Below are 23,460 nucleotides of genomic sequence, written 5' to 3'. Positions count from 1 at the left end.
GCAGTCTACTGTGTTTCGCCCCAGCGCGCCTTGACCGCGTCGCGGTCCACCGCCCCGTCCGCGCCGCGCGGCAGTGCGTCGGTGAAGACCACCGCGTGGGGCCGCTTGAAGCGGGCGATCTTCGAGCCCACGAAATCGATCACCTCCTGCGGCGTGCGGCCGGCGGTCTTCGTCTCCACCACCGCCTTGATGGCCTCCCCCCACTTGGCGTCGGCAATGCCGTACACGCACACCCCGGTGACGTCGGCCATCTGCATGATGACCGTCTCGACCTCGGCCGGGTACACGTTCTCGCCGCCCGGCTTGATCAGCTCCTTCTCGGGCTTGCGCTTGACGTAGCGCAGGTAGCCGTCGGCCTCGAAGCGGCCCACGTCGCCGGTATGGTGCCAGCCGCCGCGGAAGGTGTGGGCGGTGACGTCGGGCTGGGCGAAGTAGCCCTGGAAGACGAGCGGGCCGCGCACCAGGATCTCGCCCGGCGTGCCCACCGGTACGTCCCGGTCGTAGTCGTCCACCAGCCGCACCTGCGCGGCGGGCACCGGCCGGCCGGAGGCTCCCGGCTTCTCGGCCACGCGCTGGACGGTCACGAAGCCCGTCGTCTCCGATTGGCCGAAGCCGGTCCAGAACTGGGCCGTCGTCTTCTCGTGCAGCCGCTGGATGGTCTGCGGGGCGTCCAGGCCGGAGACGTGCTGGAGGCTCGGCAGCGCGCTACCCGTCTTCTCGGCGGCGTCCAGCAGGCTCGACAGCACCGGCGGGAAGTCCGAGACGTGGGTCACTCGGTGGCGATCGATCAGGCGCACCGCCTCGTCGGCGTCGAAGCGCGGCACGATCACCACCGCGCCGCCCGAATGCAGGTGGGCGAGAGACATGCCGAGCGCGGTGATGTGGAAGAGCGGCAGGGCGGCGAGATAGCGGTCCCGCTCGTTCAGGCCCATCGCCCCGATCGCGGTCAGGTTGGCCGTGATCACGTTGGCGTGGCTCAGCACCGCGCCGCGCGGCACCACGTCCACCGCAGCGGTGGAGATGACCGCGAAGGCGTCGGCGGGCGCGACCTCGGCGGCGGGCGCGGCGTCCGAGCGGTAGAGGGCGGCGAGGGTCTCGAAGCCGTCGCCGGCCGCGCCGGTGAGCCGATACCGGTGCGGCACCGCCTTGCCGCCCAGCCACTCGCCGACCAGCGGCTGGGTGGACTGGTCGATGACCATCATCCGCGGCTGCGCGCGCTCCACCACCCGCTCGACCTCGGGGCCGGTGAGCCGCCAGTTGATCGGGTATGCGACGATGCCCTGCCGCGCGCAGGCGCCGTACAGCTCGACATAGGCCGCGTCGTTCTGGGCCAGCACGCAGATGCGCTCGCCCGGGCCGATGCCGAGGCCGGCCAGCCCCGCAGCCAGCGCGTCCACCCGCTGCCGCAGCTGGCGGAACGACAGGGTCCGGTCGCCCTGGATCACCGCCGGCGCGTCGCCCTGGACGGCGGCGCCCCGGGTGATCAGGTCGTAGATGGTGAACGCGGAGACGCTCAGCTCAGCCACCGCTTCCGGCGCTTGTAGTGCTTCACGTCGCGATAGGACTTGCGCGCGCCCACCTCGGTGAGGCCGAGGTAGAACTCCTTGATGTCCGCATTCTGCTGCAGGGCCTCGGCGGAGCCCTCGAGCACGATGCGTCCGTTCTCCATGACATAGCCGTGCTCGGCGATGCCCAGGGCCAGCGTCGCGTTCTGCTCGACCAGCAGCACCGTCAGCTTCTGCTCGCGGTTGAGCCGCTGGATGATCGAGAAGATCTCCTCCACCAGCATCGGAGCCAGCCCCAGCGACGGCTCGTCGAGCAGGATCACCCGCGGGCGCGACATCAGCGCGCGCCCGATCGCGAGCATCTGCTGCTCGCCGCCCGAGAGGTAGCCGGCCTGCACCGCGCGGCGCTCCCGCAGCCGCGGGAAGTACTCGTAGACGCGCTCGATGCCCTCGGCGACCTTGCGACGATCGGCCTCCACGTGGGCGCCCGCGATCAGGTTCTCCTCGGTCGAGAGGTGCTCGAAGACCCGGCGCCCCTCGAACACCTGCACCAGGCCGCGCTTGACGATCTCGTGGGGGGGCAGCCCGTCGATGCGCTCGCCGCCGAACTCCACCGAGCCCTTGGTGACGTCGCCGCGCTCGGACCGCAGCAGACCGGAGATGGCCTTCAGCGTGGTGGTCTTGCCGGCGCCGTTGGCTCCCAGCAGCGTGGTGATCCCGCCCTCGCGCACGTTGATCGACACTCCTTTGAGGACGAGGATGACGCCGTCGTAGATGACCTCGATGTTGTTCAGGGAGAGCATGGGCCTCCGGGGCGATGCGCCGGGGCGGCCCGTCGCCGCCCCGGCGTCCGCGAGACGATCGACGTTACTTGGCTTCCTTGATGACCTTCCCGACCACCTCGGGATACGCGCGGAACCAGTCGGTCCGCTTCACCCACTTGCCGCCGCTCACCTGCCACACCTGCACGAGCCCGCCGCCCTCGTGGTCGGTCGGGGTGATCTCGAGCGGGGGCACCAGGCCGCCCAGGGTGAAGTCCTTGATCTTCTCGAAGCCGGCCTTGGCGTCGGCGCCGGTGATCTTGCCGTCCGGCTTGGCCTTGAGCGCGTTGGTGATGGCCTCGACGTGGATCGCGGCCAGGAACACGCCGCGGTTGTAGTACACGCTCTCCTTCATCTCCTTGGGCTCGGGCTTGCCCTCCTTCTTGTACATCTCCCGGATCTCCTTCAGCACCGGGTAGTCGGAGCCCACCCCCGCGAACTCCAGCGCGCTGTAGCCTTCGGCCACCCCGTAGCCGCCAGCCGCCTCGACGTCGGCCTCCGCGGCGCCCCACACGAAGCTGACGACCTTCTTCAGCGGATAGCCCACTCGCTTCAGCTCCTTGATCGACACGGAGGGCGAGCGGCCGAACAGGTGGGCGATCACGAAGTCGGCCCGGTACCGCTGGGCGATGTCGAGGACCTGGGCGCCCATCTCCACGCCCGGCGGCGGCACCGCGAAGGTCCGCATCTCGAAGCCTTCGAGCTTCTGCAGCTCTTCCAGGACCGGGAGCGGCTCACGGCCGGCCGGGTTGTCGTAGAAGATGTACGCGATCTTCTTGCCCTTGAGCTTGCCGCCCATCTGGTCCTTGGCGTACTTCACCGACGCGGCGGCCTGCGACCAGTACGTCGCCGCGATCGGGAAGATGTAGGGATACTTGGTGCCGTCCGCCGCCGCCGCCTTGCCGAAGCCGGGCGACGTCCCCGGGATGCGGTCCTCGGTGAGCTTCTGGGTCAGCGCGTAGATCTGCGGCGTGCCGTAAACGGAGACGGTGACCGCGCCCTCCTTCTTGAACCGCTCGTACGCCTCCACCGCCGGCGGCACCTTGTACTCCATGTCGACCTCGTCGGCCCGGATGGTGTGTCCCATCACCCCGCCCTTGCTGTTGACGAGCTTGATGTAGTCGTTGAACCCTGGGCACAGGTTCACGCCCACCGTCTGGGTGGGTCCGGTGCGGTCGCACTGGGCGCCGATGACGATCTCGGCCGCCGACGCGAAGCCCACCATGCCGATGGCGAGCGCAACGGCGGTCAACACTGACAGGAATGCCCTCATGGCTGTCCTCCTTGGTCGGTCAGTACGCGAATGGCCAGACCCGGAAATAGCTGCGGATGTTGCGCCACAGCCGGTTGAGCCCCTCTGGCTCAACAACGAGAAAGACGATGATCAGCAGGCCGAAGATGATCAGCCGCAGGTTCGGGATGATGTTCAGGACCGCGCCCGACGAGAAGAGGAAGCCGCCGAACGCCTCCATGACGGAGCGGATCACGATCGGCAGCAGGGTCACGAAGATCGCCCCGAACACCGAGCCCAGGACCGAGCCCAGGCCGCCGATGATGATCATGGCCAGGTAATCGATGGACGTGGTGATCTGGAACTGCTCGTAGTTGGCGATGCCCAGGTAGTAGGTGTAGAGCACCCCGGTGACTCCTGCGTAGAACGACGAGATCGCGAAGGCCAGCAGCTTGTACTTGAAGATGTTGATCCCGATGATCTCGGCCGCGATGTCCTGATCGCGGATCGCGATGAACGCCCGGCCCACCCGGGTGCGCATGAGGTTCATCACCCCCGCGATGGCCAACACCACGAACACGAGCAGGAAGTAGTACATCTCGCGCTGGGTGTTGATCGGGTTGCCGAACACGGTGGGGCGCGGCACCTCGATCGAGGCCTGCACCCCGCCGCTGATCCACGTCACGTGGTTGATCGTCCACTCGATGATGAGCTGCCCGGCCAGGGTGGCGATGGCCAGGTACAAGCCCTTGATGCGCAGCGACGGCACCCCCACGATCGCGCCGATCAGCGCGGCCATCAGGCCACCCAGGGGCAGCGAGATCCAGAAGGGCGCCCCGAGGCGCACCGCCAGGTTGGCCGCGGTGTAGGCGCCCACCGACATGAACGCGCCGTGGCCGATCGACACCTGGCCGGTGTAGCCGACCAGGATGTTGAGCCCGAGCGCGCCCACGACGGCAACCGAGATCAGGTTGCAGATGGACAGATAGTACTCGTCGAGGACCAGCGGGACGACCACGAACGCCAGCACCGCGATCGCCCCCACCGCCCACTTCGCGACGGGCAGCGGATAGAGTGCCATGTCCGCCTGGTACGTCGTCTTCAGCAGGCCGGATTCGCGGTGGATCATGGCTCGGGTCCTCTCTCAGATACGCTCGATGATCGCCTTGCCGAAGATCCCGTACGGCCGGACCATCAGCGCGATGATCATCAGCACGTAGGGGGCGAAGTCCTTGGTCCCGCCCCCGACGTACGGGTCGATGTAGCCGGCGGCCAGGTTCTCCACCAACCCCACGATCAGGCCGCCCACGATGGCCCCCGGGATCGAGTCGAGACCGCCCAGGATGACCACCGGGAACACCTTCAGCCCGACCAGCGAGAGCTGCACGTCGACGCCCAGCAGGTTGCCCCAGACGATGCCGCCCAGCGCGGAGACGATGCCGGTCATGGCCCAGGCCAGGCCGAAGTAGCGCTCGACGTTGATCCCCATCGCCATGGCCACCTGCTGGTTGTCGGCCACCGCCCGCATCGCGATGCCCCGACGGCTCTTCAGGAAGAACCAGGTGAATCCGGCCAGGAACAGCAGGCTCACCCCGGCGCCGACGAGCTGGATGGGCGGAATGAAGAGGGGGCCCAGGATGATGGGCTCCTCGCTGATCGGCAACGGCAGCGACTTGGTCCCGGCGCCCCACACCAGGGGGCCGAAGCCGCGCAGGACCGCGGCCAGGCCGATGGTGGCCATGACCACCGCGATGACCGGCCGGCCGATCAACCGCCGCAGCATCACGCGCTCGAGGCCGAAGCCGAAGGCGATCATCGCGACGAGCCCGATGGTGATCGCCAGCCACAGCGGCGCCCCGTAGGTGCCAACCCCGACCGCCACCACGAAGCCGGCGATCATGACGAACTCGCCCTGGGCGAAGTTGATGGCGTCCGTGGCCTTGTAGACCAGGACGAACCCGAGGGCGATCAGGGCGTACATGAGCCCGATCAGGATGCCGTTGGACAAGAGCAGCGCGAAGAACTGCCAGTCGAGCTCAGACATGGGCGAGGGTCTCGGCCTCCACGTCGGCGATGGATACCCGGGACTGGATGCTGGCCTGCCGGCCGTCCTCGTAGGTGATCAGCGTGCTCAGCTCGACCGCGGTGCCGCCGGAGTAGAAGGCGTCGATGACCGAGGCGTACTTCTCGGCCACGAAGCGGCGACGCACCTTCCGGGTGCGGGTCATCTCCGCGTCGTCGGCCTCCAGGTCCTTGGTGAGCAGGAGGAACCGGCGGATCCGGGTGCTCTCCGGCAGGGTGGCGTTGCCCTTGGCGATCTCCTCCCGGATCAGATCCCGGATCTCCGGCTTCTGCGAGAGGTCCATGTAGCTCGTATATGGAATGCCCCGCCGCTCCGCCCAGTTCCCCACCGTGTTGAGATCGATGGCGACCATGGCGGTCACGAAGGGCTTCTGATCGCCGAAGGCCACCGCCTCCCGGATGTAGGGGCTGAACTTGAGCTTGTTCTCGATGAACTGGGGCGCGAAGGGTTCGCCGTCGCCCATGGCCCCCACGTCCTTGGCCCGGTCGATGATGACCAGGTGGCCGCGCGGGTCGAGGAATCCGGCGTCGCCGGTGTGAAACCACCCCTCGCCGTCCACCACCTCGCGGGTGGCCTCCTCCGCCTTGTAGTAGCCCTTGAAGATGCCGCGGCTGCGGATGAGCACCTCGCCGCGGTCGGCGATCTTCACCTCGATGCCCGGGCACGGCCGGCCCGCGGTGGTCGGATTGGCTTCCGCGTCGGGCTGGATCGAGATCAGCGCGCTCGACTCGGTGGAGCCGTAGACCTGCTTGAGGTTCACCCCGATCGAGCGGAAGAAACGGAAGGTGTCGGGGCCGAGCGGGGCGCCGCCGGTGTAGGCCCAGCGCGCGCGGCGCAGGCCCAGCTGATCGCGCACCGGGCCGTACACGAAGAACTCCCCCAGCGCGCACATGATCCGCAGGCCGAGCGGGACCGGCTTGCCGTCCGCGCGCAGGATCTCCGCCTCCTCGGCGGTACGGCGGAACCGCTCGTACACCCGTCGCTTGAGCGGCGTCGCGTCGGCCGCGCGCACCTGCACCGAGGTCAGCATGTTCTCCCAGATGCGCGGCGGGGCCAGCACGGTGGTCGGCCCCAGCTCGCGCAGGTCCCGCTGCACCGTCTCCGGGCTCTCCGGGCAGTTGCAGCAGAAGCCGGCGGCCAGGCTCAGCACCAGCGAGTAGAGCGAATCGCCCACCCAGGCCATCGGCAGGTAACACAGCCACTCGTCGTTGGCCCGCACGTCCTCCGCGGACATGAACGTGCGCGCGGTGGACACCACGTTGGCGTGGGTCAGCATCGCCCCCTTGGGATTGCCGGTGGTGCCCGACGTGTAGCAGATCATCGCCACGTCGTCCGGCCGGCCCTGCTCGACCTCGGCCTCGAAGGCGCCCGGATGCTCGGCCCCGTACCGGCGCCCCATCTCCTCGACCTCGTCGAAGGACTTGAGCCAGTCGAAGCGGTACTGGGCGAGCCCGCGCCCGTCGTCGTAGATGACGTGACGGAGGCCGGGGAGCTGGTCCCGGAGCGAGATGATCTTGTCGACCTGCTCCTGGTCCTCGGCCACGATGATGGCGGCCTCGGCGTGGCCCCATACGTACTGCAGCTCGCGGGCGATGGAATCCTGGTACACCGGCACCGCGATGCCGCCGAGAGCCTGCGCGGCCAGCTGGGCCCAGTACAGCCGCGGGCGATTGTCGCCGATCACCGAGAGCTTCTCGCCGCGCCGGAACCCGAGCGCGGCGAGCCCCAAGGTGAAGTCGCGCACGTGGTCGTGGTACTCCTTCCAGGTCTGGGTCTGCCAGATGCCGCGGTCCTTCTCGCGGATGGCGGGGCGGGCGCCCCGCTCGCGCGCGTTCCGCTGCAGCAGTCGGGGCAGCGTGGTCAGGTCGTCGGCGGTCGGTGTCATCGCCCCTGCTCTCCCTTCCCGGCTCCGTTCGGCGCGGCGACGCCGCGCCCCTTGCTGTCGCCCAGATACGCCTTGATCACGCGGGGATCGGCCCGGACCTCGTCCGGGGTGCCCTCGGAGATCTTCTGTCCCATGTCGAGGACCGCGACCCGGTCGGAGATGTCCATGACCACGCCCATGTCGTGCTCGATCAGGATGATGGTCGTCCCCCACTCCTGATTGACGTCGAGGACGTAGCGGGCCATGTCCTCCTTCTCCTCGTGGTTGCACCCGCCCATCGGCTCGTCGAGCAGCAGCACCTTCGGATCCAGCGCGAGGGCCCGACCCAGCTCCACCCGCTTCTGCAGGCCGTAGGCCAGCGAGCCGGTGGGCCGCCGGCGCAGGTCCTGGATCTTGAGGAAGTCGATGATGTCCTCGACCCGCTTGCGGTGCGCCACCTCCTCCTTCTGGGCGAAGCCCCAGTAGGCGAACGAGGCGAGCACGCCCGCGCGCATGTGCACGTGCCGGCCCAGCATCAGGTTGTCGAGCACGGTCATGCCGCGGAAGAGGGCGATGTTCTGGAAGGTGCGGGCCACGCCCATCTCGGCCATGCGGCTCGGGGCGGTGTGGGTCACGTCCTTGCCGTCCAGGGTGAGCCGCCCGGAATCGGGATGGTAGAAGCCGCTGATCATGTTGAGCAGCGTCGTCTTGCCGGCCCCGTTGGGCCCGATGACCGAGAGGATCTCACCCCGCCGGACCTCCAGGCTCACCCGGTTCACCGCGAGGACGCCGCCGAAAGACTTGGAGACCTCTCCGATCTCGAGCTGGGCGCTCATGGCCGCTTTCTCACGAGAGCCACCGCTTGCGACGCTTGTAGTGCTTCACGTCGCGGTAGCTCTTCCGCTGTCCGACGCCGGACAGCCCGAGGTAGAACTCCTTGATGTCCTCGTTCTCGCTGATCGCCTTCACGTCGCCGTCCAGCACGATGCGGCCGTTCTCCATCACGTACACGTACTGGGCGAAGCGCAGCGCCATGTTCGCGTTCTGCTCGGCGAGCAGCACCGCGACCTTCTCCTCGCGATTGAGCCGCCCCACGATCTCGAAGATCTCCTGCACCAGCATGGGGGCCAGCCCCATCGAAGGCTCGTCCAGCAGCATCAGCCGGGGATGGGCCATGAGGGCGCGGCCGATCGCGAGCATCTGCTGCTCGCCGCCCGAGACGTAGCCGGCCCGTACGGAGCGCCGCTCGCGCAGCCGCGGAAAGTAGGTGTAGACCAGGTCGAGGTCGCGCTTGAGAAACTGGCCGTTTCGCCGGATGTAGCCGCCGGTGAGGAGGTTCTCCTCCACGGTCAGGTGCTCGAAGACGTGGCGCCCCTCCATCACCTGGACGATCCCGCGGCGGACGACCTCGGAGGCCTCGCGCCGATGGATCGGCTCTCCCGACAACTCGACCCCGCCCTTGGTCACCTCGCCGCGCTCGGTGCGCAGGAGGCCGGAGATGGCCTTCAATGTGGTGCTCTTGCCGGCGCCGTTGGCCCCGAGGAGGGCCACGATGCCCTCCTCGGGGACCCGGAGCGACACGCCCTTCAACACGAGGATCACGTGATCGTAGATCACCTCGATGTTGTTCACCGAGAGCAGCGGGCGGGCGAGGTCGCTCACGACGACGGCCACGCGGCTAGTTCTCCTTGGAGCAGTCGCGCATGGTGTAGCCGAGCTTCTTGCCTTCCTCGACCGCCGCGGTCTCCAGCTTCGGCCGCACCACCTCGCGCATCGGCTGCACCCACTCCGAGACGACGTTCCACTTCTTGCCGTCCCACTGCTGGATGAGCACCGGGCCGTTGCCCTCGTGATCCTCGCAGGTGACCTTCACCGGGTGGGTGAACCCCTTCAGCCCGATCTGGTCCAGCCGCGCGTCGGTCAGGTTGAAGTGCTCGTAGCCCCAGCGCACCTGCTCGGTGGTCAGCGGCTTGTTGCCGTACTTCGCCATCGCGGTCCGGAAGACCTCGGTCATGTACATCGCGTTGATCACGCCGCGATTGTAGAGGGCCTCGCCGATCTTGTCCTTGGGGCCGATGTTCTTCCCCTTGTCGTACACGTACTTGACGATGTCGGCGTGCACCTTGAAGCTCGCGCCCGGCGCGTGTAACGTCGCGCCCTTGTAGCCCTTGGCGCCGTCGCCGGCCGGGATGACGTCCGCCTCGCTCGCCGACCACCAGTTGCCGATGAAGTGATCCATCGGGAAGTTGACGGAGGCCGCCTCCTTCACCGCGACCTGGTTCATCACCCCCCAGCCCGACATGTAGATCCACGCCGGGTTGATGCGCCGCACCTGAAGCCACGTCGCCTTCTGCTCCTGGCCCGGATGGTCCACCGCGAGGAGCGTCAGCTCGAAGCCGTACTTGCGGGCCAGCTCCTCGAGCGTCGGGTTGGCCTCCTTGCCGTAGGGGCTGTTGTGGTAGATGTGGACGATCTTCTTGCCCTTGAGCTTCTCGAGCCCGCCCTCCTGCTGGCCGATGTAGCGGATGACCGAGGAGGCCTGGCTCCAGTAGGTGGTGGGGAAGGTGAACACCCACGGGAACCAGCGGCCGTCCGAGGCCGCGGTCATGCCGTAGCCCATCGAGTGGACCACCACCTTGTCCACCGCCGCCTTGGGGATGAGCTGGTAGGTGATGCCGGTGCTGAGCGGATTGAAGGCCATCGCTCCGCCGTTCTTGCCCTTGAGCCGCTCGTAGCACTCGACGCCCTGCTTGGTGTCGTACTGGGTCTCGCACTCCTCGACGACGAGCTTGACGCCGTTGATGCCGCCGTCGCGCTCGTTGAGCATCGTCAGGTAGTCCCACATGCCGTTGGCGAACGGAACACCGCTGGGGGCGTACGGCCCGGTGCGGTACACGAGCGAGGGGACGAACATCTCCTTGGCCTGAGCCCAGGCGCGGCCGCCCATGGGCAGCGCGACGATGCTCAGGGCCAGCAGCACGAACATGACACGTCGTAGGGTCATGGGTGATTCCTCCTGCGGGTGATGGGGATGGGCACGGGAACGGACGCTAGTACGGGAACGGCCACAGGCGCAGCTTCTCCTTGCCGATCTGCCAGAGCCGGGCCAGGCCGTTCGGCTCGACGATGAGGAACAGGACGATCAGGCCGCCGAACACCATCAGCTCGATCTGCTTCTGGAGGGCCACCGGCATGGCCACGCCCAGCAGATGGGGCATGTTGGTCAGGAAGATGGGCACCATCACGATGAAGGCGGCGCCCAGGAAGGAGCCGAGGATGCTCCCGAGGCCGCCGATGATGACCATGAAGAGCACCAGGAACGACACGTTGATGTCGAACGCGAGGGTCTCCGCGCTCCCCAGGTAGAGGAAGACGTACTCGGCGCCGGCCACGCCGCAGAAGAACGAGCTGATCGAGAAGGCGAGCAGCTTGGTGCGGAGCGGCCGCACTCCGATGATCTCGGCCGCGATGTCCCGGTCGCGGATCGCCATCCAGGAGCGCCCCACCCGCCCCCGCACCAGGTTCTTGGCGATCACCGCGAACAGGGCGACCATGGCCAGCGCGGCCAGGTACCGCACGGGCGCCGTCGCCTCCGGTCCGGTCACCATCACGCCCAGCACCGTTCGCGGCGGCGCGGTGATGGTGCCGGACGAGGCGTAGTCGGTGAACCAGGCCACCTTGTTGAAGAGCCAGACGAGGAAGAACTGGGCGGCGAGCGTGGCCACCGCCAGGTAGAAGCCCTTGATGCGCAGCGATGGGATGCCGAACACGAGCCCGACCAGGGCGGTCACCAGGCCGGCGAGCAGGAAGACGATGATGATGCTGAGCCAGGGGAACGCGCTCGACAGCTTGAACGCGGAGTAGGCGCCCACCGCCATGAAGCCGCCGGTGCCGAGCGACACCTGTCCCGCGTAGCCGGTGAGCAGGTTGAGGCCGAGGGCGGCCAGCGAATAGATGAGGAACGGGATCAGCACCGCCTGCAGCCAGTACTCGTCGGCCACCAGCGGCAGCGCGACCACCGCGGCAACCAGCGCGAGCCCCCCGATGATCCGATCCTGGCGGATCGGGAACACCGCCTGATCGGCCGCGTAGGTGCTCTTGAACTGGCCCGCCTCCCGGTAGATCACGGGCGGCCGCTCGCTCTAGACGCGCTCAATGATCTTTTCCCCGAAGAGACCCTGCGGGCGCACGAGCAGGAACGCGAGCGCGAGCACGTAGGCGAACCAGTTCTCGATGGCCCCGCCCACCAGCGGTCCCCAGTAGACCTCGGCGATCTTCTCGCCGACGCCGATGATGAGCCCGCCCACGATCGCGCCCGGCACCGAGGTGAACCCGCCCAGGATCAGTACCGGCAGCGCCTTGAGCGCGATGAGGGAGAGGCTGAACTGCACGCCGCTCTTGGCCCCCCACATGATGCCGGCCACGATGGCGACCAGCCCGGCGACCGACCACACCACGATCCAGATGGTGTTCAGCGGGATGCCGATGGACAGGGCGGCCTCGTGATCGTCGGCCACCGCGCGGAGCGCGCGGCCGATCCGCGTGCGCTGGAAGAACACCGCCATCACCGCCACCAGCACCGCCGCGGTGAGCGCCGCGGTCATCTCGAGCCGGTTGATCTGGATGCCCCAGACCATGAAGGAGCTGTCGGGAATCCCCACGTCGAGCTTCTTGACGTTGCTGCCCCACGCCAGCTCGCCGAAACCTTCCAGGAAGAAGTTGAGCCCGATGGTGGCCATGAACAGGATGATCTGCTCCTGGTTCACGAGCGGGCGCAGCACCACACGCTCGATCGCGAAGGCGAGCGCGACCATCACCAGCATGGTCAGGGCCAGCGCCGGCACGAGGGGCACGCCGCGCTCCATCAGCCCGACCAGGGTCAGCGCCGCGAAGAGCACCATGACCCCCTGGGCGAAGTTGAAGACCCCCGAGGCCTTGTAGATGAGCACGAAGCCCAGGGCCACCAGCGAGTACATGAGCCCGGCCGCGAGCCCGCCGATCACCACCTCGGCCAGGAACGTGGGCGCGCCGACCATGTCCTTCACCGGCCCGACCACGACCGCGTACAGCAGGTCAAGCATGGGCCACCCCGAGGTAGGCGTCGATGACGCCCTGATCCGCCCGCACCTCGTCCGGGCGGCCGTCGGCGATCTTGCGCCCGTAGTCCAGGGCCACGACCCGGTCCGAGATGTCCATGACCACGCTCATGTCGTGCTCGATGAGCGCGATGGTGGTGCCGAACTCGTCGTTGACGCCGAGGATGAAGCGGCACATGTCTTCCTTCTCCTCGACGTTCATCCCGGCCATCGGCTCGTCGAGCAGGAGCAGCTTGGGCTCGGCCGCGAGGGCCCGCGCCAGCTCCACCCGCTTCTGCAGCCCGTAGGGCAGCCGACCCGCCGGACTCTTGCGGATGGCCTCGATCTCCAGGAAGTCGATGATCCGCTCCACGAAGGCGCGGTGCTCCAGCTCCTGCTTCTTGGCCGGACCCCAGTAGAGCGCGTCGAGCAGCACGTTGCCGCCCATCTTCAGCAGGCGGCCGGTCATGATGTTGTCGAGCACGCTCATGCCCTTGAACAGGGCCACGTTCTGGAAGGTGCGCGCCACCCCGAGGGCGGCCACGTCGTAGGGCCGCAGGTGCGTGCGGTCGCGCCCCTCGAAGAGGATGCGGCCCTCGGTCGGGTGATAGAAGCCGCTGATCACGTTGAGCAGGGTGGTCTTGCCCGCCCCGTTGGGCCCGATGATGGCCACGATCTCCCCGCGGTGGATCGTCAGGCCGACGCGCTCGAGGGCCTGCACCGCCCCGAAGCGCACGCTGATGTCAGCCACCTCGAGCATCGGGGTGAGCCCGGCGCTCGGGTCGACCCTCATCCCCGCGCTCCCGTCCCCGCGAAGGTCTCGGCCTCGCAGAGCCGCACCGCCGCGCGCACGGTGGCGGTGCGCCCGTCCTCGTAGGTCACCTGGGCTTCCACGTTGACGTGCTCGCCGCCGCCGTAGAGGGCCTCGATGAGCGTCGCGTACTTGTGGGCCACGAAGCCGCGCCGGACCTTGCGGGTGCGGGTGATCTCCTGGTCGTCGGCATCCAGCTCCTTGTGCAGGAGGAGGAAGCGGCGGATCTGGGCGCCCCGGAGCGCCTCGTCCTCGAGGAGGCTCCGGTTCACGCGCACCACTTCGTGTCGGATCAGGTCGTAGACCTCGGGCTTCTGGGCCAGATCGCCGTAGCTGGTGTAAGCCAGGTTCCGTCGCTCCGCCCAGTTGCCCACCGACGTCAGATCGATATTGATGAGCGCGCTGACGAAGTCGCGCCCGTCCCCCACGCACACCGCCTCCTTGATGTACGGGGAGAACTTCAGCTTGTTCTCGAGATACTTGGGCGCGAAGATGGTGCCCCCGGAGAGTCGCCCCACGTCGCGCGCGCGATCGATGATCCGCACGTGGCCGTCGCGGTCGAAGAGGCCCGCGTCGCCCGAATGCACCCAGCCGTCCTCGAGCGTCTCGGCGGTGGCCTCGGGGTTCTTGTAATAGCCCTGGAAGACGCCGGGGCTCCGGTACATCACCTCGCCGCTGTCGGTGATGCGCACCTCGACGCCCGGCAGGGGCGGCCCCACCGTGTCGAGCTTGACGTCGCCGTCCCGCTGGATGCAGATCAGCGCGCTCGACTCGGTCATGCCGTAGAGCTGCTTCACGTTGATGCCGAGCGAGCGGTAGAACTCGAACAGCTCGGGGCCGATGGCCTCCCCCGCGGTGTAGGCCACCCGGATGCGGCCCATGCCCAGGTTGTCGCGGAGCGGCCCGTAGACCAGGAGCCAGCCGAGCGGATAGAGCAGGCGGTCCAGGAGGCGAGCGGGGCGATGGGCGAGCCGGCCGCGCTCCACGCGGCGGGCCACGTCGAGGAAGAAGTGGACCATGTGCCGCTTGACCCACGCGGTGTCGTCCACCCGGATCATCACCGAGGTGAGGATGTTCTCCCAGATGCGCGGCGGCGCGAAGAAGTAGGTCGGCCCGATCTCTTTCAGGTCGGCCAGCACGGTGGCCGCGCTCTCCGGGCAGTTGGTGGTGAAGCCGGCCACGATCGATTGCCCGAACGAGAACATGTGGTCGCCGATCCAGGCCATGGGCAGGTAGGCCATGACCTCCTCGGACGACCCGAGGCCCTCGCGCTCCACCGCATGGCGCGCGGTCTCGATGAGGTTGCCGTGCGAGAGCATCGCGCCCTTCGGCTGTCCGGTGGTCCCCGAGGTGTAGGCGATCACCGCGGTGTCCTCGGCGCGCCCGCGGGCGACCTCCTGGTCGAAGTAGTCGGGGTTGTCCTGCATGAACTTCCGGCCGCGCTCCTGCAGCTCCTCGAGGCTCAACAGCCGCGCGTCCTTGTAGTGCCGGAGGCCGCGCGGATCGTCGTAGATGATCCACTCGAGGACGGGGCAGTGCTCGCGCACGTGGAGCAGCTTGTCCACCTGCTCCTGGTCCTCGACCACCGCGAAGCGGGCCTCCGCGTGCTCGACGATGTACTGCATCTCCCGCTCGATCGAATCCTGGTAGAGCGGCACCGGGATCCCGCCGAGCGCCTGGGTGGCGAGCATGGCCCAGTACAGCTGGGGGCGGTTGTCGCCCACCACCGCGGTCTTGTCGCCGCGGGTGAACCCGAGCGCGGCCAGGCCCAGGGCGATCAGCCGAGCCTGCTCGAGATACTCGCTCCAGGTGTAGGACTGCCAGATGCCGAGGTCCTTCTCGCGGATCGCCACCTTCCCGGCAAGACGCTGAGCGTTGCGGATCGCCAGCTTGGGGAAGGTATCCGCGGTCGGCTCGAGCATCAAGTCGACGGGATGTCGCCTCGCTCCGCGCTCGGCCGCGCGAGGCGAAACTTACCGATGCCGTAGGGGAGAGTCTTCATACGTTCCGTCGGAACATCCTTGGGAATCCCCGTGTCGGGGCTGATAGAGTGGCGAGAGTCTAGCCCAGCCGATACAGCGTGTCAAGGACTTTGCCCACGAGGACAAGGGTTTACGGCTCCGCGGTCGCGGTGCTCCTCCTCGCCGGGCTGGCGGCCGCCGGTCCGACCAGAGGCCAGCCCGCGCTCGACTGCGCTCACCCGTCGGAGGCGCGCTCCTGGATCGGGCGCCTCCGTCTGGCCGAGATCGAAGGCGCCGAGGACATCCACCGCGCGGCCATGTGGGACGCCTTCGGCCGGTGCCCGGCGGGCGCACCGGGCGAGCCCTGCCGCGAAGCCGAGCGGCGCCGCTTCGAGGCGCAGTGGGAGGCGCAGAAGCGCGGGATCGAGGACAAGTACCGCAGCGTCCTCGGGGAGTTCGTGCAGCGCTGCCGCGGCTTGATCTCTCTCGACTGGAGAGGCCGGCGGATCAGAAGACCCGAAGCTCCTCGGTGAGCCCGCGCGTCTCCAGGATGACGTCGTCGGTCATCGGGGCCCGGGCCCGCTCGGCGGCCTCGCGGCGCCCGGGGTCGAGCCCGGCCGCGGATAGAAGCGCGCTTCGCGCCGCTCGTCCCACGCCCGGTTCGCGATGTCCATCTCCCACGAGGCCATGCACTCGTTCTGGGTCCGCACGATCTCCTCGATCATCTCGCGCGGGTCGCGATGGAAGGAAGCGTTCAGCAGCCGCTTGGCGTGCCCGTTGGCGGTGCGCGAGGAATGACAGGCGGTCTGCACGATGCGGCCGATCGTGTCGTCGACCTCGGACGGCTCGATCACCCAGTTGACCAACCCCATGGCCAGCGCGGCCTGGGGCGTGACGTTGTCGTTGAGCAGGGTCAGCTCCTTGGCCCGGCCGAGGCCCACGATGCGGGCCAGCCGCAAGATGGAGCCGTCCGGGATGAGCCCATGGCGGGTGGCTCCGAGCCCGAGCACCGCGTCGGTGGTGGCCACCCGCACATCGCAGGCCGAGGCCAGCTGCAGGCCGCCGCCGATCGAGTAGCCGTGGAGCACCGCCACCACGAGCGGGTCCATGTCCTCGAGCCGGTTCAGGGCCCGGATCCAGTTCCGGTAGAACGCCTCGTCGATCCCGCCGGCCGACAGCAGGGTGCGATCCATGCCCGAGCAGAACGCCCGCCCGGCGCCCCGCACGACCACCACCCACACGTCGCGATCGCGAGCTGCGGCGTCCGCGGCGTCGGCCAGCTGGGCGGACAGCGTGAGGTCGAGCGCGTTGAGCACGCGCGGGCGGTTGAGGGTGATGGTGGCGACGCCCTCCCGTGTCTGGTAGAGCACGCTCGGCTCGGCCATCCCGGTCACGCTCCGCGGTCGCCCAGGATCTCCCGGGCGATGACCATGCGCTGGATCTCCGAGGTGCCCTCACCGATCTCGGTGAGCTTGGCGTCGCGAAAGATGCGCTCGATGGGAAACTCGGTGATGTAGCCGGCTCCGCCGTGGATCTGCAGCGCGCGGGTCGCCGCCTTCATTGCCACCTCGGAGGCGAAGACCTTGGCCATGGACGCGGCCACCTTCGCGGGCCGGCCGCCGTCCTTGAGGGCGGCGGCGCGCAGGGTGAGCAGTCGCGCCGCCTCGACCTCGGTGCCCATGTCGGCGATCATCCCCTGCAGCCCGTTGAACTCGGCCAGGGTCTTGCCGAACGCGGAGCGCTGCTTCATGTACTTGAGCGCCTCGTCGAGGGCGCCCTGGGCCAGGCCCACCGCCATCGCGGCCATCGCGATGCGGCCGCCCTCGAGCACCTGCATGGTGTTCACGAAGCCCATGCCGCTCTCGCCCAGGAGAGCCGAGACGGGAACGCGCACGTGATCGAGGTGCAGCTCGGCGGTGTTCGAGGCGTGCAGCCCGAGCTTGCGGTAGGGCTTGCCGGCCGAGAAGCCGGTCATCCCGCGCTCGAGGATGAAGGCGGAGATGCCCCGGTGGCCGAGCGCGGGATCGGTCACCGCCATGACCACCGCGATGTCGGCCACCCCCGCGTTGGTGATGAAGGCCTTGGAGCCGTCGATCACGAAGTGGTCGCCGTCGGCCACCGCGCGGGTGCGCATGGCCGCCGCGTCGGATCCCGATCCGGGCTCGGTCAGGCCCCACGCCCCGAGCGACTCGCCCCGGGCGAGCCGCGGCAGGCAGGCGGCCTTCTGCTCGCGGGAGCCGAACAGCGCGATGTGATTCGTGCACAGGGAGTTGTGGGCCCACATCGTGATGCCCACCGAGGCGTCGACCCGGTTCAGCTCCTCGACCGCGAGGGCGTAGGAGACGTAGTCCAGCGCGGCCCCGCCGTACTCCTCCGGCACCAGGGCGCCGAGCAGGCCGGTGCCGGCGAGCTTGGCGAGGATCTCGTGCGGGAACTCGTGCGCCTCGTCGAAGTGACGGATGACCGGAGCCACCTCGCGCTCCGCGAAGTCCCGCGCGAGCGCGCGCACCTCCTGCTGCTCGGCGGTGAGCTCGAAGTTCATCGGGCGCGCGTGGCCGCCACGATCGCGATCGGGTACGCGATGACGTCGTTATGCCACGGCACGGATGTTGTCGCGGACGAAGCGGATGATGTCCTGGGTGGAGGTGCCGGGCGTGAACAGCTCCTTCACCCCGATGGCCTTCAGGGCCTGGATGTCGTCCTGTGGGATGATGCCGCCGCCGAAGAGGGCGATGTCGTCGGCGCCCTGCTCCTTCAGCAGGTCCAGCACGCGCTTGAAGAGATAGTTGTGCGCTCCCGAGAGCACCGACAGCCCGATCGCGTCCACGTCCTCCTGCACCGCGGTCGCCACGATCTGCTCCGGCGTCTGGTGCAGCCCGGTGTAGATCACCTCGAAGCCGGCGTCCCGCAGCGCGCGCGCCACGATCTTCGCGCCCCGGTCGTGCCCGTCCAGCCCGGGCTTGGCCACCAGCACGCGAATCCTTCGCTGGGCCATGAGTCGGCTCCTCTCAGTTCAGAAGCGCGCGGAGGCGCTCCCCCACCTTCATGATCTGCTCGCGGTTGCCCGGCACCAGCTTCCAGTCGAAGCCCTTGCCGTCGTTGTTCCAGCGGGGGATCAGGTGCAGGTGGAAGTGCAGCACCGACTGGAACGCGGCCGGCCCGTTCGCCTGCAGCATGTTCAGCCCGTCCGGCTTCAGCCCGTCGCGGATGGCCACCGCGACCCGCTGGGCGGTCGCCATCGCGGCCTGCAGATCGGTCACGTCGGCCTCGTAGAGATTGGCCGCGTGGGCCTTGGTGATGACGAGGCAGTGGCCCGAGTTGATCGGGTTGATGTCCATGAAGGCGATCGTCACGTCGTCCTCGAAGATCTTCATGGATGGGATCTGTCCGTCCCGCAGCTTGCAGAACACGCAGTCGGTCATCTCCGGGCCTCCGGTGGGGCGGTCTCGCGAGCCGCCTTGGCGATCAGTTCCTTCACTCAGATCGTCAGCGTCCAGCCGTCCGGGTCCGGCGCCTTGCCGTACTGGATCGCCACGATCGCGTCGTAGAGGCGCTGGGTGAGCGGACCGATCTCGCCGCGGTTGATCACCATCCGCTTGCCCTTGTAGGCCAGCTCGCCCACCGGCGAGATGACCGCGGCGGTGCCGGTGCCCCACACCTCCGCCAGCGTGCCCCGCCCGTGGGCCTCCACCACCTCGTCGATCGACACCTGGCGCTCGCTGACCGGCAATCCCCACTTGCGCAAGAGCGCCAGGGTCGAGTCGCGCGTCACGCCGGGCAAGATGGTGCCAGTCAGCGGCGGCGTGATGATCTCGTCGCCGATCTTCACCATGATGTTCATCGTGCCGACCTCGTCGAGGTACTTCCGGTGTACCCCGTCGAGCCACAGGACCTGGGTGAAGCCCTCGTGCTTGGCCTCGTCGCTCGCGAAGAGGCTGGCCGCGTAGTTGCCGGAGGTCTTGGCCCCGCCCACGCCACCGTCCACCGCCCGCACGTACTTGTCGACCACCAGGATCTTCACGGGGGCCATGCCTTCGGGGTAGTACGCGCCGACCGGAGAGAGGATGACGAAGTAGATGTAGGACTTGGCCGGCCGCACCCCGAGGAACGGCTCGCTCGCGATGATGGTGGGCCGGATGTAGAGGGAGGTGCCCACCGTGCTCGGCACCCAGTCCCGATCGATGTCGACCACCTTCACCAGCGACTGGAGCGCGAGGTCGGCGTCGAGCGGCGGAATGCACAGGCGCCGGGCCGAGGTGTTCATCCGGTCGACGTGCTTCTGGGGCCGGAAGAGCCGGATCTTCCCGTCGACGCCGCGGAAGGCCTTCAGCCCATCGAAGACCGCCTGCGCGTAGTGCAGGACGGCGGTGGCCGGATCCAGCGACAGCGGCCCGTAGGGCTCGATGCGCGGGTCGTACCAGCCCTTCTCCTCCTGGAAATCGGCCACGAACATGTGATCGGTGAAGATCTGCCCGAACCCCAGGTCGGCGTCCTTCGGCTTGGGCTTGCGGGTGCTGCTGCGGTTGATCCGGATCGGCTCGGTCATGGTTGGCTCCCCTCAGAAGATGATCGGCTCTCGATAAAGTCCGAACACCTTGCGATACACGTCGGCGATCTCGCCCAGCGAGACGTAGTCCTTCACGGCGTCCACCAGCACCGGCATGACGTTCTGGTCGTCGCGGCAGGCCTCGGTGAGCTGGCGGATCCGCTTCTCGACCCGGCCCGCGTCGCGCGAGGCCTTCACCCGCACCACCCGCTCGATCTGCTCCCGCTCGATCGCGGGGTCGATGCGGAGATATTCCACCGGCTTCTCGTCGGCCATCACGTACTTGTTCACGCCCACCACCGTCTTCTGGCCGCGATCGTCCATGAGCTGATAGCGGTAGGCCGCGTCCGCGATCTCCTGCTGGGGATACCCCAGGTCGATGGCCCGCACGATGCCGCCCAGCTCGTCGATCTTGCGAATGTAGTCCATCGCCTGCGCTTCCATCTGGTCGGTCAGGCGCTCCAGGAAGTAGGAGCCGCCGAGCGGGTCCGCGGTCAGGGCCACCCCGGTCTCTTCGGCGATGATCTGCTGGGTCCGCAGCGCCACCGTCACCGCCTCCTCGGTGGGCAGGGCCAGCACCTCGTCGTAGGAGTTGGTGTGGAGCGACTGGGCCCCGCCGAGCACCGCGGCCAGCGCCTGCAGGGCCACCCGGGCGACGTTGTTGAGTGGCTGCTGGGCGGTGGCCGAGACGCCCGCGGTCTGGGTGTGGGTGCGCAGGCGCATCGACTCCGGCTTCTTCGCGTGGAAGCGATCGCGCATCACGGTGGCCCAGATGCGCCGGGCCGCCCGCAGCTTGGCGATCTCCTCGAAGAAGTCGTTGTGGATGTCGAAGAAGAACGACAGGCGCGGCGCGAAGTCGTCGACGTCGAGGCCCCGATCGACGCCGGCCTGCACGTAGCCGAAGCCGTCGGCGAGGGTGAAGGCCAGCTCCTGCACCGCGGTCGAGCCGGCCTCCCGGATGTGGTAGCCCGAGATCGAGACCGGGTTGAAGCGAGGCACGTGCCGCGCGCAGAACTCGATGGTGTCCACCACCACCCGCACCGCGGACCGAGGCGGCGAGATCCACTCCTTCTGGGCGATGAACTCCTTGAGCATGTCGTTCTGCATGGTCCCGCCCAGCTTGTCCCAGCTCACCCCCTGCGTGTCGGCCAGCGCCAGGTACATGGCGAGCGCGACCGACGCGGTGCAGTTGATGGTCATCGACGTCGTGACCCGATCGAGCGGGATATCGCGGAACAGGACCTCGAAGTCGGCGAGGGTGGAGATCGACACCCCCTCGCGACCGACCTCGCCGCGGGCCCGCGGGTGATCGGCGTCGTAGCCCATCAGGGCCGGCATGTCGAAGGCGGTGGAGAGTCCGGTCTGCCCTTCCTGCAGGAGGTACTTGAAGCGGGCGTTGGTGTCCTCCGGACGGCCGAAGCCCGCGAACATGCGCATGGTCCAGAGCCGGCCGCGGTACATCGACGGATAGGGCCCGCGCGTGTAGGGGAACTCGCCCGGGTAGCCCAGCTTGTCGTCGTAGCGCCACCCGGGAAGGTCCTCCGGCGTGTAGAGCGGCTGCACCGGAATCCCGGAGAGGGTCTCGAACGGCACCTCACGCTCCGGCGCGCGCCGGACGAAGGGGCCGTAGCTCTCCTCCTCCCACCGATCCCTGCCCTGAGCCATGTCGGAACGCTCCTCAGGCCACCTGCGCGACGGCCCCGAGGAGCCGACGGGCGATGACCAGCTTCTGGATCTGCGACGTGCCCTCGTAGATCTGGGTGATCTTGGCGTCGCGGAAGTGCCGCTCCACCTGGTACTCCTTGATGAACCCGTAGCCGCCGTGTACCTGGATGGCGTCGGTGGTCACCCGCATCGCGGTCTCGGCCGCGAAGAGCTTGGCCATCGCGGCTTCGGCGCCGTACGTCGCCCCCGAGTCCTTCCTCCAGGCCGCGCGCCGCGTGAGCAGACGCGCCGCCTCGATCGTGGTCGCCATGTCCGCGAGCATCCACTGCACCATCTGGTGCTGACCGATCGGCACCCCGAAGCTCTTCCGCTCGCGGGCGTAGGCCACCGCCGCCTCGTAGGCGGCCGTGGCGATCCCGACGGCCTGCGCGGCGATCCCGATCCGGCCGCCGTCCAGCGTGGCCAGCGCGATCTTGAAGCCCTGCCCCACCGCGCCCAGCCGGTTGTTCGCGGGCACCCGGCACCGCTCGAACAGCAACTCCGCGGTGTCGGAGGCCCGGATGCCGAGCTTGTCCTCGGTCTTCACCACCGTGAAGCCGGGCGTACCCTTCTCCACCAGGAAGGCGGTGATGCCGCGACGGCCGGCCGCCCGGTCGGTCTGGGCGAACACCAGCGCCGCGGAGGCCTCGCGACCGTTGGTGACGAACACCTTGCGGCCGTCCAGGACGTAGCCGGCTCCCTCCGCGCGGCCCAGCGTGGTCTGGTTGCTCGCGTCCGAGCCCGCCTCCGGCTCGGTCAGCGCGAAGCAGCCGATCTTCTTGCCGGACGCGTACGGGGTGAGAAAGCGCGCCTTCTGCTCCTCGGTGCCGTGCGCCAGGACCGGATCGCAGTACAGCGAGTTGTTGACCGACATGATCACGGCGTGCGAGGCGCAGGCGCGGGCGATCTCCTCGACCGCGAGCGTGTAGGCCACCGCGTCGCTGCCGCTGCCCCCGTAGCCCTCGGGCACCGCGATGCCCATGAACCCCAGCTCGCCCATTCGCGCCACCGTCTCGCGCGGAAAGTGTGCCTCGCGGTCGATCGCCTCGGCGATCGGGCGCACCTCTTTCTCGGCGAAATCACGGGCCATCTGCTGGATCATGGCCTGCTCCTGCGTGAGGTCGAGGTGCACCGGCTCTCCTATTTCTCCAGGAGGCTCTTGAATTCTTGCGTGAGGAGGGGCGCGACTTCGAAGAGGTCGCCGACGATGCCGTAGTCGGCGATCTTGAAGATGGGGGCCTCCGGATCCTTGTTGATCGCGCAGATCACCTTCGAGGTGCGCATGCCGGCCAGGTGCTGGATCGCGCCCGAGATGCCGAAGCCCAGGTAGAGCTTCGGCGAGATGGTGCGACCGGTCTGGCCGATCTGGAAGCGATGCGGGCGCCATCCGGCGTCGACGGCCGCGCGCGAGGCGCCGACCGCGGCGCCGATCACCTTGGCCAGATCCTCGAGGATGACGAAGTTCTCCGGCCCCTTGAGCCCGCGGCCGCCCGACACGACGATCTCCGCCTCGGTCAGCTCGGGCAGGCCGGTGGACGCCTCCTGCTTGCGCTCCACCAGCTTCATGCGCTCACCGGGAATCGTCACGCTCGGCTTCTCGACCGCCGCGCTCGCTCCCGCCTGGGCCTCGGCGGGTCGGAACACGTTCGGGCGCAGGGTGGCCATCCACGGCGTCTTCGACCACGTCATCTTCGAGAGTAGCTTGCCCGCATAGATCGGGCGGGTGGCCACCAGCGTGCCGCCCTCGGCGGCGAGCCCGGTCGAATCGGCGGAAAGCCCCGCGCCGAGCCGCGCGGCCAGGCGAGCCATGAACTCGCGCTGCCGCGTGGTGACCGGCGCGAAGATCGCCTGCGGGGACT

At 68.5% G+C, this 23,460-nt stretch carries 22 protein-coding genes; 1 reads left to right on the top strand and 21 read right to left on the bottom strand.

The window, feature by feature from the left end; genetic code table 11:
- Positions 1-5: 5 nt before the first annotated feature.
- The 13 genes from VKN16_27420 to VKN16_27360 all read right to left on the bottom strand — a co-directional run bounded on the left by VKN16_27420 (position 6) and on the right by VKN16_27360 (position 15,312).
- Entirely contained in the window at positions 6-1,526 is a 1,521-nt protein-coding gene (locus VKN16_27420) for an AMP-binding protein (GenBank protein HME97951.1), read from the bottom strand.
- Positions 1,514-2,308 carry an ABC transporter ATP-binding protein gene (locus tag VKN16_27415; protein ID HME97950.1) on the bottom strand — a complete coding sequence of 265 codons (795 nt, stop codon included), beginning with the start codon at positions 2,306-2,308 and terminating at the stop codon, positions 1,514-1,516. Before VKN16_27415 ends, VKN16_27420 begins: the two co-directional genes overlap by 13 nt.
- A gap of 64 nt (positions 2,309-2,372) precedes the next feature.
- Positions 2,373-3,599, bottom strand: a complete 1,227-nt coding sequence (locus VKN16_27410) for an ABC transporter substrate-binding protein (GenBank protein ID HME97949.1) — start codon at positions 3,597-3,599, stop codon at positions 2,373-2,375.
- Positions 3,600-3,618: 19 nt separating this feature from the next.
- On the bottom strand, positions 3,619-4,686 hold the full coding sequence (locus VKN16_27405; protein HME97948.1) for a branched-chain amino acid ABC transporter permease: 1,068 nt from the start codon (positions 4,684-4,686) through the stop codon (positions 3,619-3,621).
- A gap of 15 nt (positions 4,687-4,701) precedes the next feature.
- Entirely contained in the window at positions 4,702-5,601 is a 900-nt protein-coding gene (locus VKN16_27400; GenBank protein HME97947.1) for a branched-chain amino acid ABC transporter permease, read from the bottom strand.
- Positions 5,594-7,525 carry an AMP-binding protein gene (locus VKN16_27395; GenBank protein HME97946.1) on the bottom strand — a complete coding sequence of 644 codons (1,932 nt, stop codon included), beginning with the start codon at positions 7,523-7,525 and terminating at the stop codon, positions 5,594-5,596. Before VKN16_27395 ends, VKN16_27400 begins: the two co-directional genes overlap by 8 nt.
- Positions 7,522-8,340 carry an ABC transporter ATP-binding protein gene (locus VKN16_27390; GenBank protein ID HME97945.1) on the bottom strand — a complete coding sequence of 273 codons (819 nt, stop codon included), beginning with the start codon at positions 8,338-8,340 and terminating at the stop codon, positions 7,522-7,524. Before VKN16_27390 ends, VKN16_27395 begins: the two co-directional genes overlap by 4 nt.
- 10 nt (positions 8,341-8,350) lie before the next feature.
- Positions 8,351-9,178: an ABC transporter ATP-binding protein gene (locus VKN16_27385; protein ID HME97944.1), complete on the bottom strand. Its 828-nt coding sequence runs from the start codon at positions 9,176-9,178 to the stop codon at positions 8,351-8,353.
- Between the two features lie 4 nt (positions 9,179-9,182).
- On the bottom strand, positions 9,183-10,508 hold the full coding sequence (locus VKN16_27380; GenBank protein ID HME97943.1) for an ABC transporter substrate-binding protein: 1,326 nt from the start codon (positions 10,506-10,508) through the stop codon (positions 9,183-9,185).
- Positions 10,509-10,554: 46 nt separating this feature from the next.
- A complete protein-coding gene (locus tag VKN16_27375) occupies positions 10,555-11,631 on the bottom strand; it encodes a branched-chain amino acid ABC transporter permease (protein ID HME97942.1) in 1,077 nt (358 codons plus the stop codon).
- A gap of 15 nt (positions 11,632-11,646) precedes the next feature.
- Positions 11,647-12,540 carry a branched-chain amino acid ABC transporter permease gene (locus VKN16_27370; protein ID HME97941.1) on the bottom strand — a complete coding sequence of 298 codons (894 nt, stop codon included), beginning with the start codon at positions 12,538-12,540 and terminating at the stop codon, positions 11,647-11,649.
- Positions 12,541-12,577: 37 nt separating this feature from the next.
- On the bottom strand, positions 12,578-13,372 hold the full coding sequence (locus tag VKN16_27365) for an ABC transporter ATP-binding protein (GenBank protein ID HME97940.1): 795 nt from the start codon (positions 13,370-13,372) through the stop codon (positions 12,578-12,580).
- Entirely contained in the window at positions 13,369-15,312 is a 1,944-nt protein-coding gene (locus VKN16_27360) for an AMP-binding protein (protein ID HME97939.1), read from the bottom strand. The genes VKN16_27365 and VKN16_27360 overlap by 4 nt, the downstream gene beginning before the upstream one ends.
- A 209-nt stretch (positions 15,313-15,521) precedes the next feature.
- Between VKN16_27360 and VKN16_27355 the strand changes: the two genes are divergently transcribed.
- A complete protein-coding gene (locus VKN16_27355; protein ID HME97938.1) occupies positions 15,522-15,884 on the top strand; it encodes a hypothetical protein in 363 nt (120 codons plus the stop codon).
- Positions 15,885-15,914: 30 nt separating this feature from the next.
- On the opposite strand, the gene VKN16_27350 is transcribed toward VKN16_27355, so the two are convergent.
- The 8 genes from VKN16_27350 to VKN16_27315 all read right to left on the bottom strand — a co-directional run.
- A complete protein-coding gene (locus VKN16_27350) occupies positions 15,915-16,736 on the bottom strand; it encodes an enoyl-CoA hydratase/isomerase family protein (protein HME97937.1) in 822 nt (273 codons plus the stop codon).
- A 5-nt stretch (positions 16,737-16,741) separates the two neighbouring features.
- Positions 16,742-17,893 (bottom strand): acyl-CoA dehydrogenase family protein, encoded by a 1,152-nt coding sequence (locus VKN16_27345; protein HME97936.1) that lies wholly within the window; start codon positions 17,891-17,893, stop codon positions 16,742-16,744.
- 48 nt (positions 17,894-17,941) lie between these two features.
- On the bottom strand, positions 17,942-18,346 hold the full coding sequence (locus VKN16_27340) for a cobalamin B12-binding domain-containing protein (GenBank protein ID HME97935.1): 405 nt from the start codon (positions 18,344-18,346) through the stop codon (positions 17,942-17,944).
- Positions 18,347-18,359: 13 nt separating this feature from the next.
- Positions 18,360-18,773 (bottom strand): HIT family protein, encoded by a 414-nt coding sequence (locus VKN16_27335; GenBank protein HME97934.1) that lies wholly within the window; start codon positions 18,771-18,773, stop codon positions 18,360-18,362.
- Between the two features lie 56 nt (positions 18,774-18,829).
- Entirely contained in the window at positions 18,830-19,897 is a 1,068-nt protein-coding gene (locus VKN16_27330) for a branched-chain amino acid aminotransferase (protein ID HME97933.1), read from the bottom strand.
- Between the two features lie 12 nt (positions 19,898-19,909).
- Positions 19,910-21,562 carry a methylmalonyl-CoA mutase family protein gene (locus VKN16_27325; protein ID HME97932.1) on the bottom strand — a complete coding sequence of 551 codons (1,653 nt, stop codon included), beginning with the start codon at positions 21,560-21,562 and terminating at the stop codon, positions 19,910-19,912.
- A 13-nt stretch (positions 21,563-21,575) separates the two neighbouring features.
- Complete coding sequence (locus VKN16_27320) at positions 21,576-22,733, bottom strand: acyl-CoA dehydrogenase family protein (protein HME97931.1); 1,158 nt, start codon at positions 22,731-22,733, stop codon at positions 21,576-21,578.
- An 8-nt stretch (positions 22,734-22,741) separates the two neighbouring features.
- On the bottom strand, positions 22,742-23,460 hold a 719-nt coding region (locus tag VKN16_27315; GenBank protein ID HME97930.1), incomplete at its 5' end, for an electron transfer flavoprotein subunit alpha/FixB family protein.

This window comes from Candidatus Methylomirabilota bacterium (genome assembly GCA_035315345.1).
Classification (GTDB): Bacteria; Methylomirabilota; Methylomirabilia; order Rokubacteriales; family CSP1-6; genus CAMLFJ01.
Note: the sequence above shows the minus strand (reverse complement) of the source record. Positions and strands in the feature narration are given on the sequence as shown.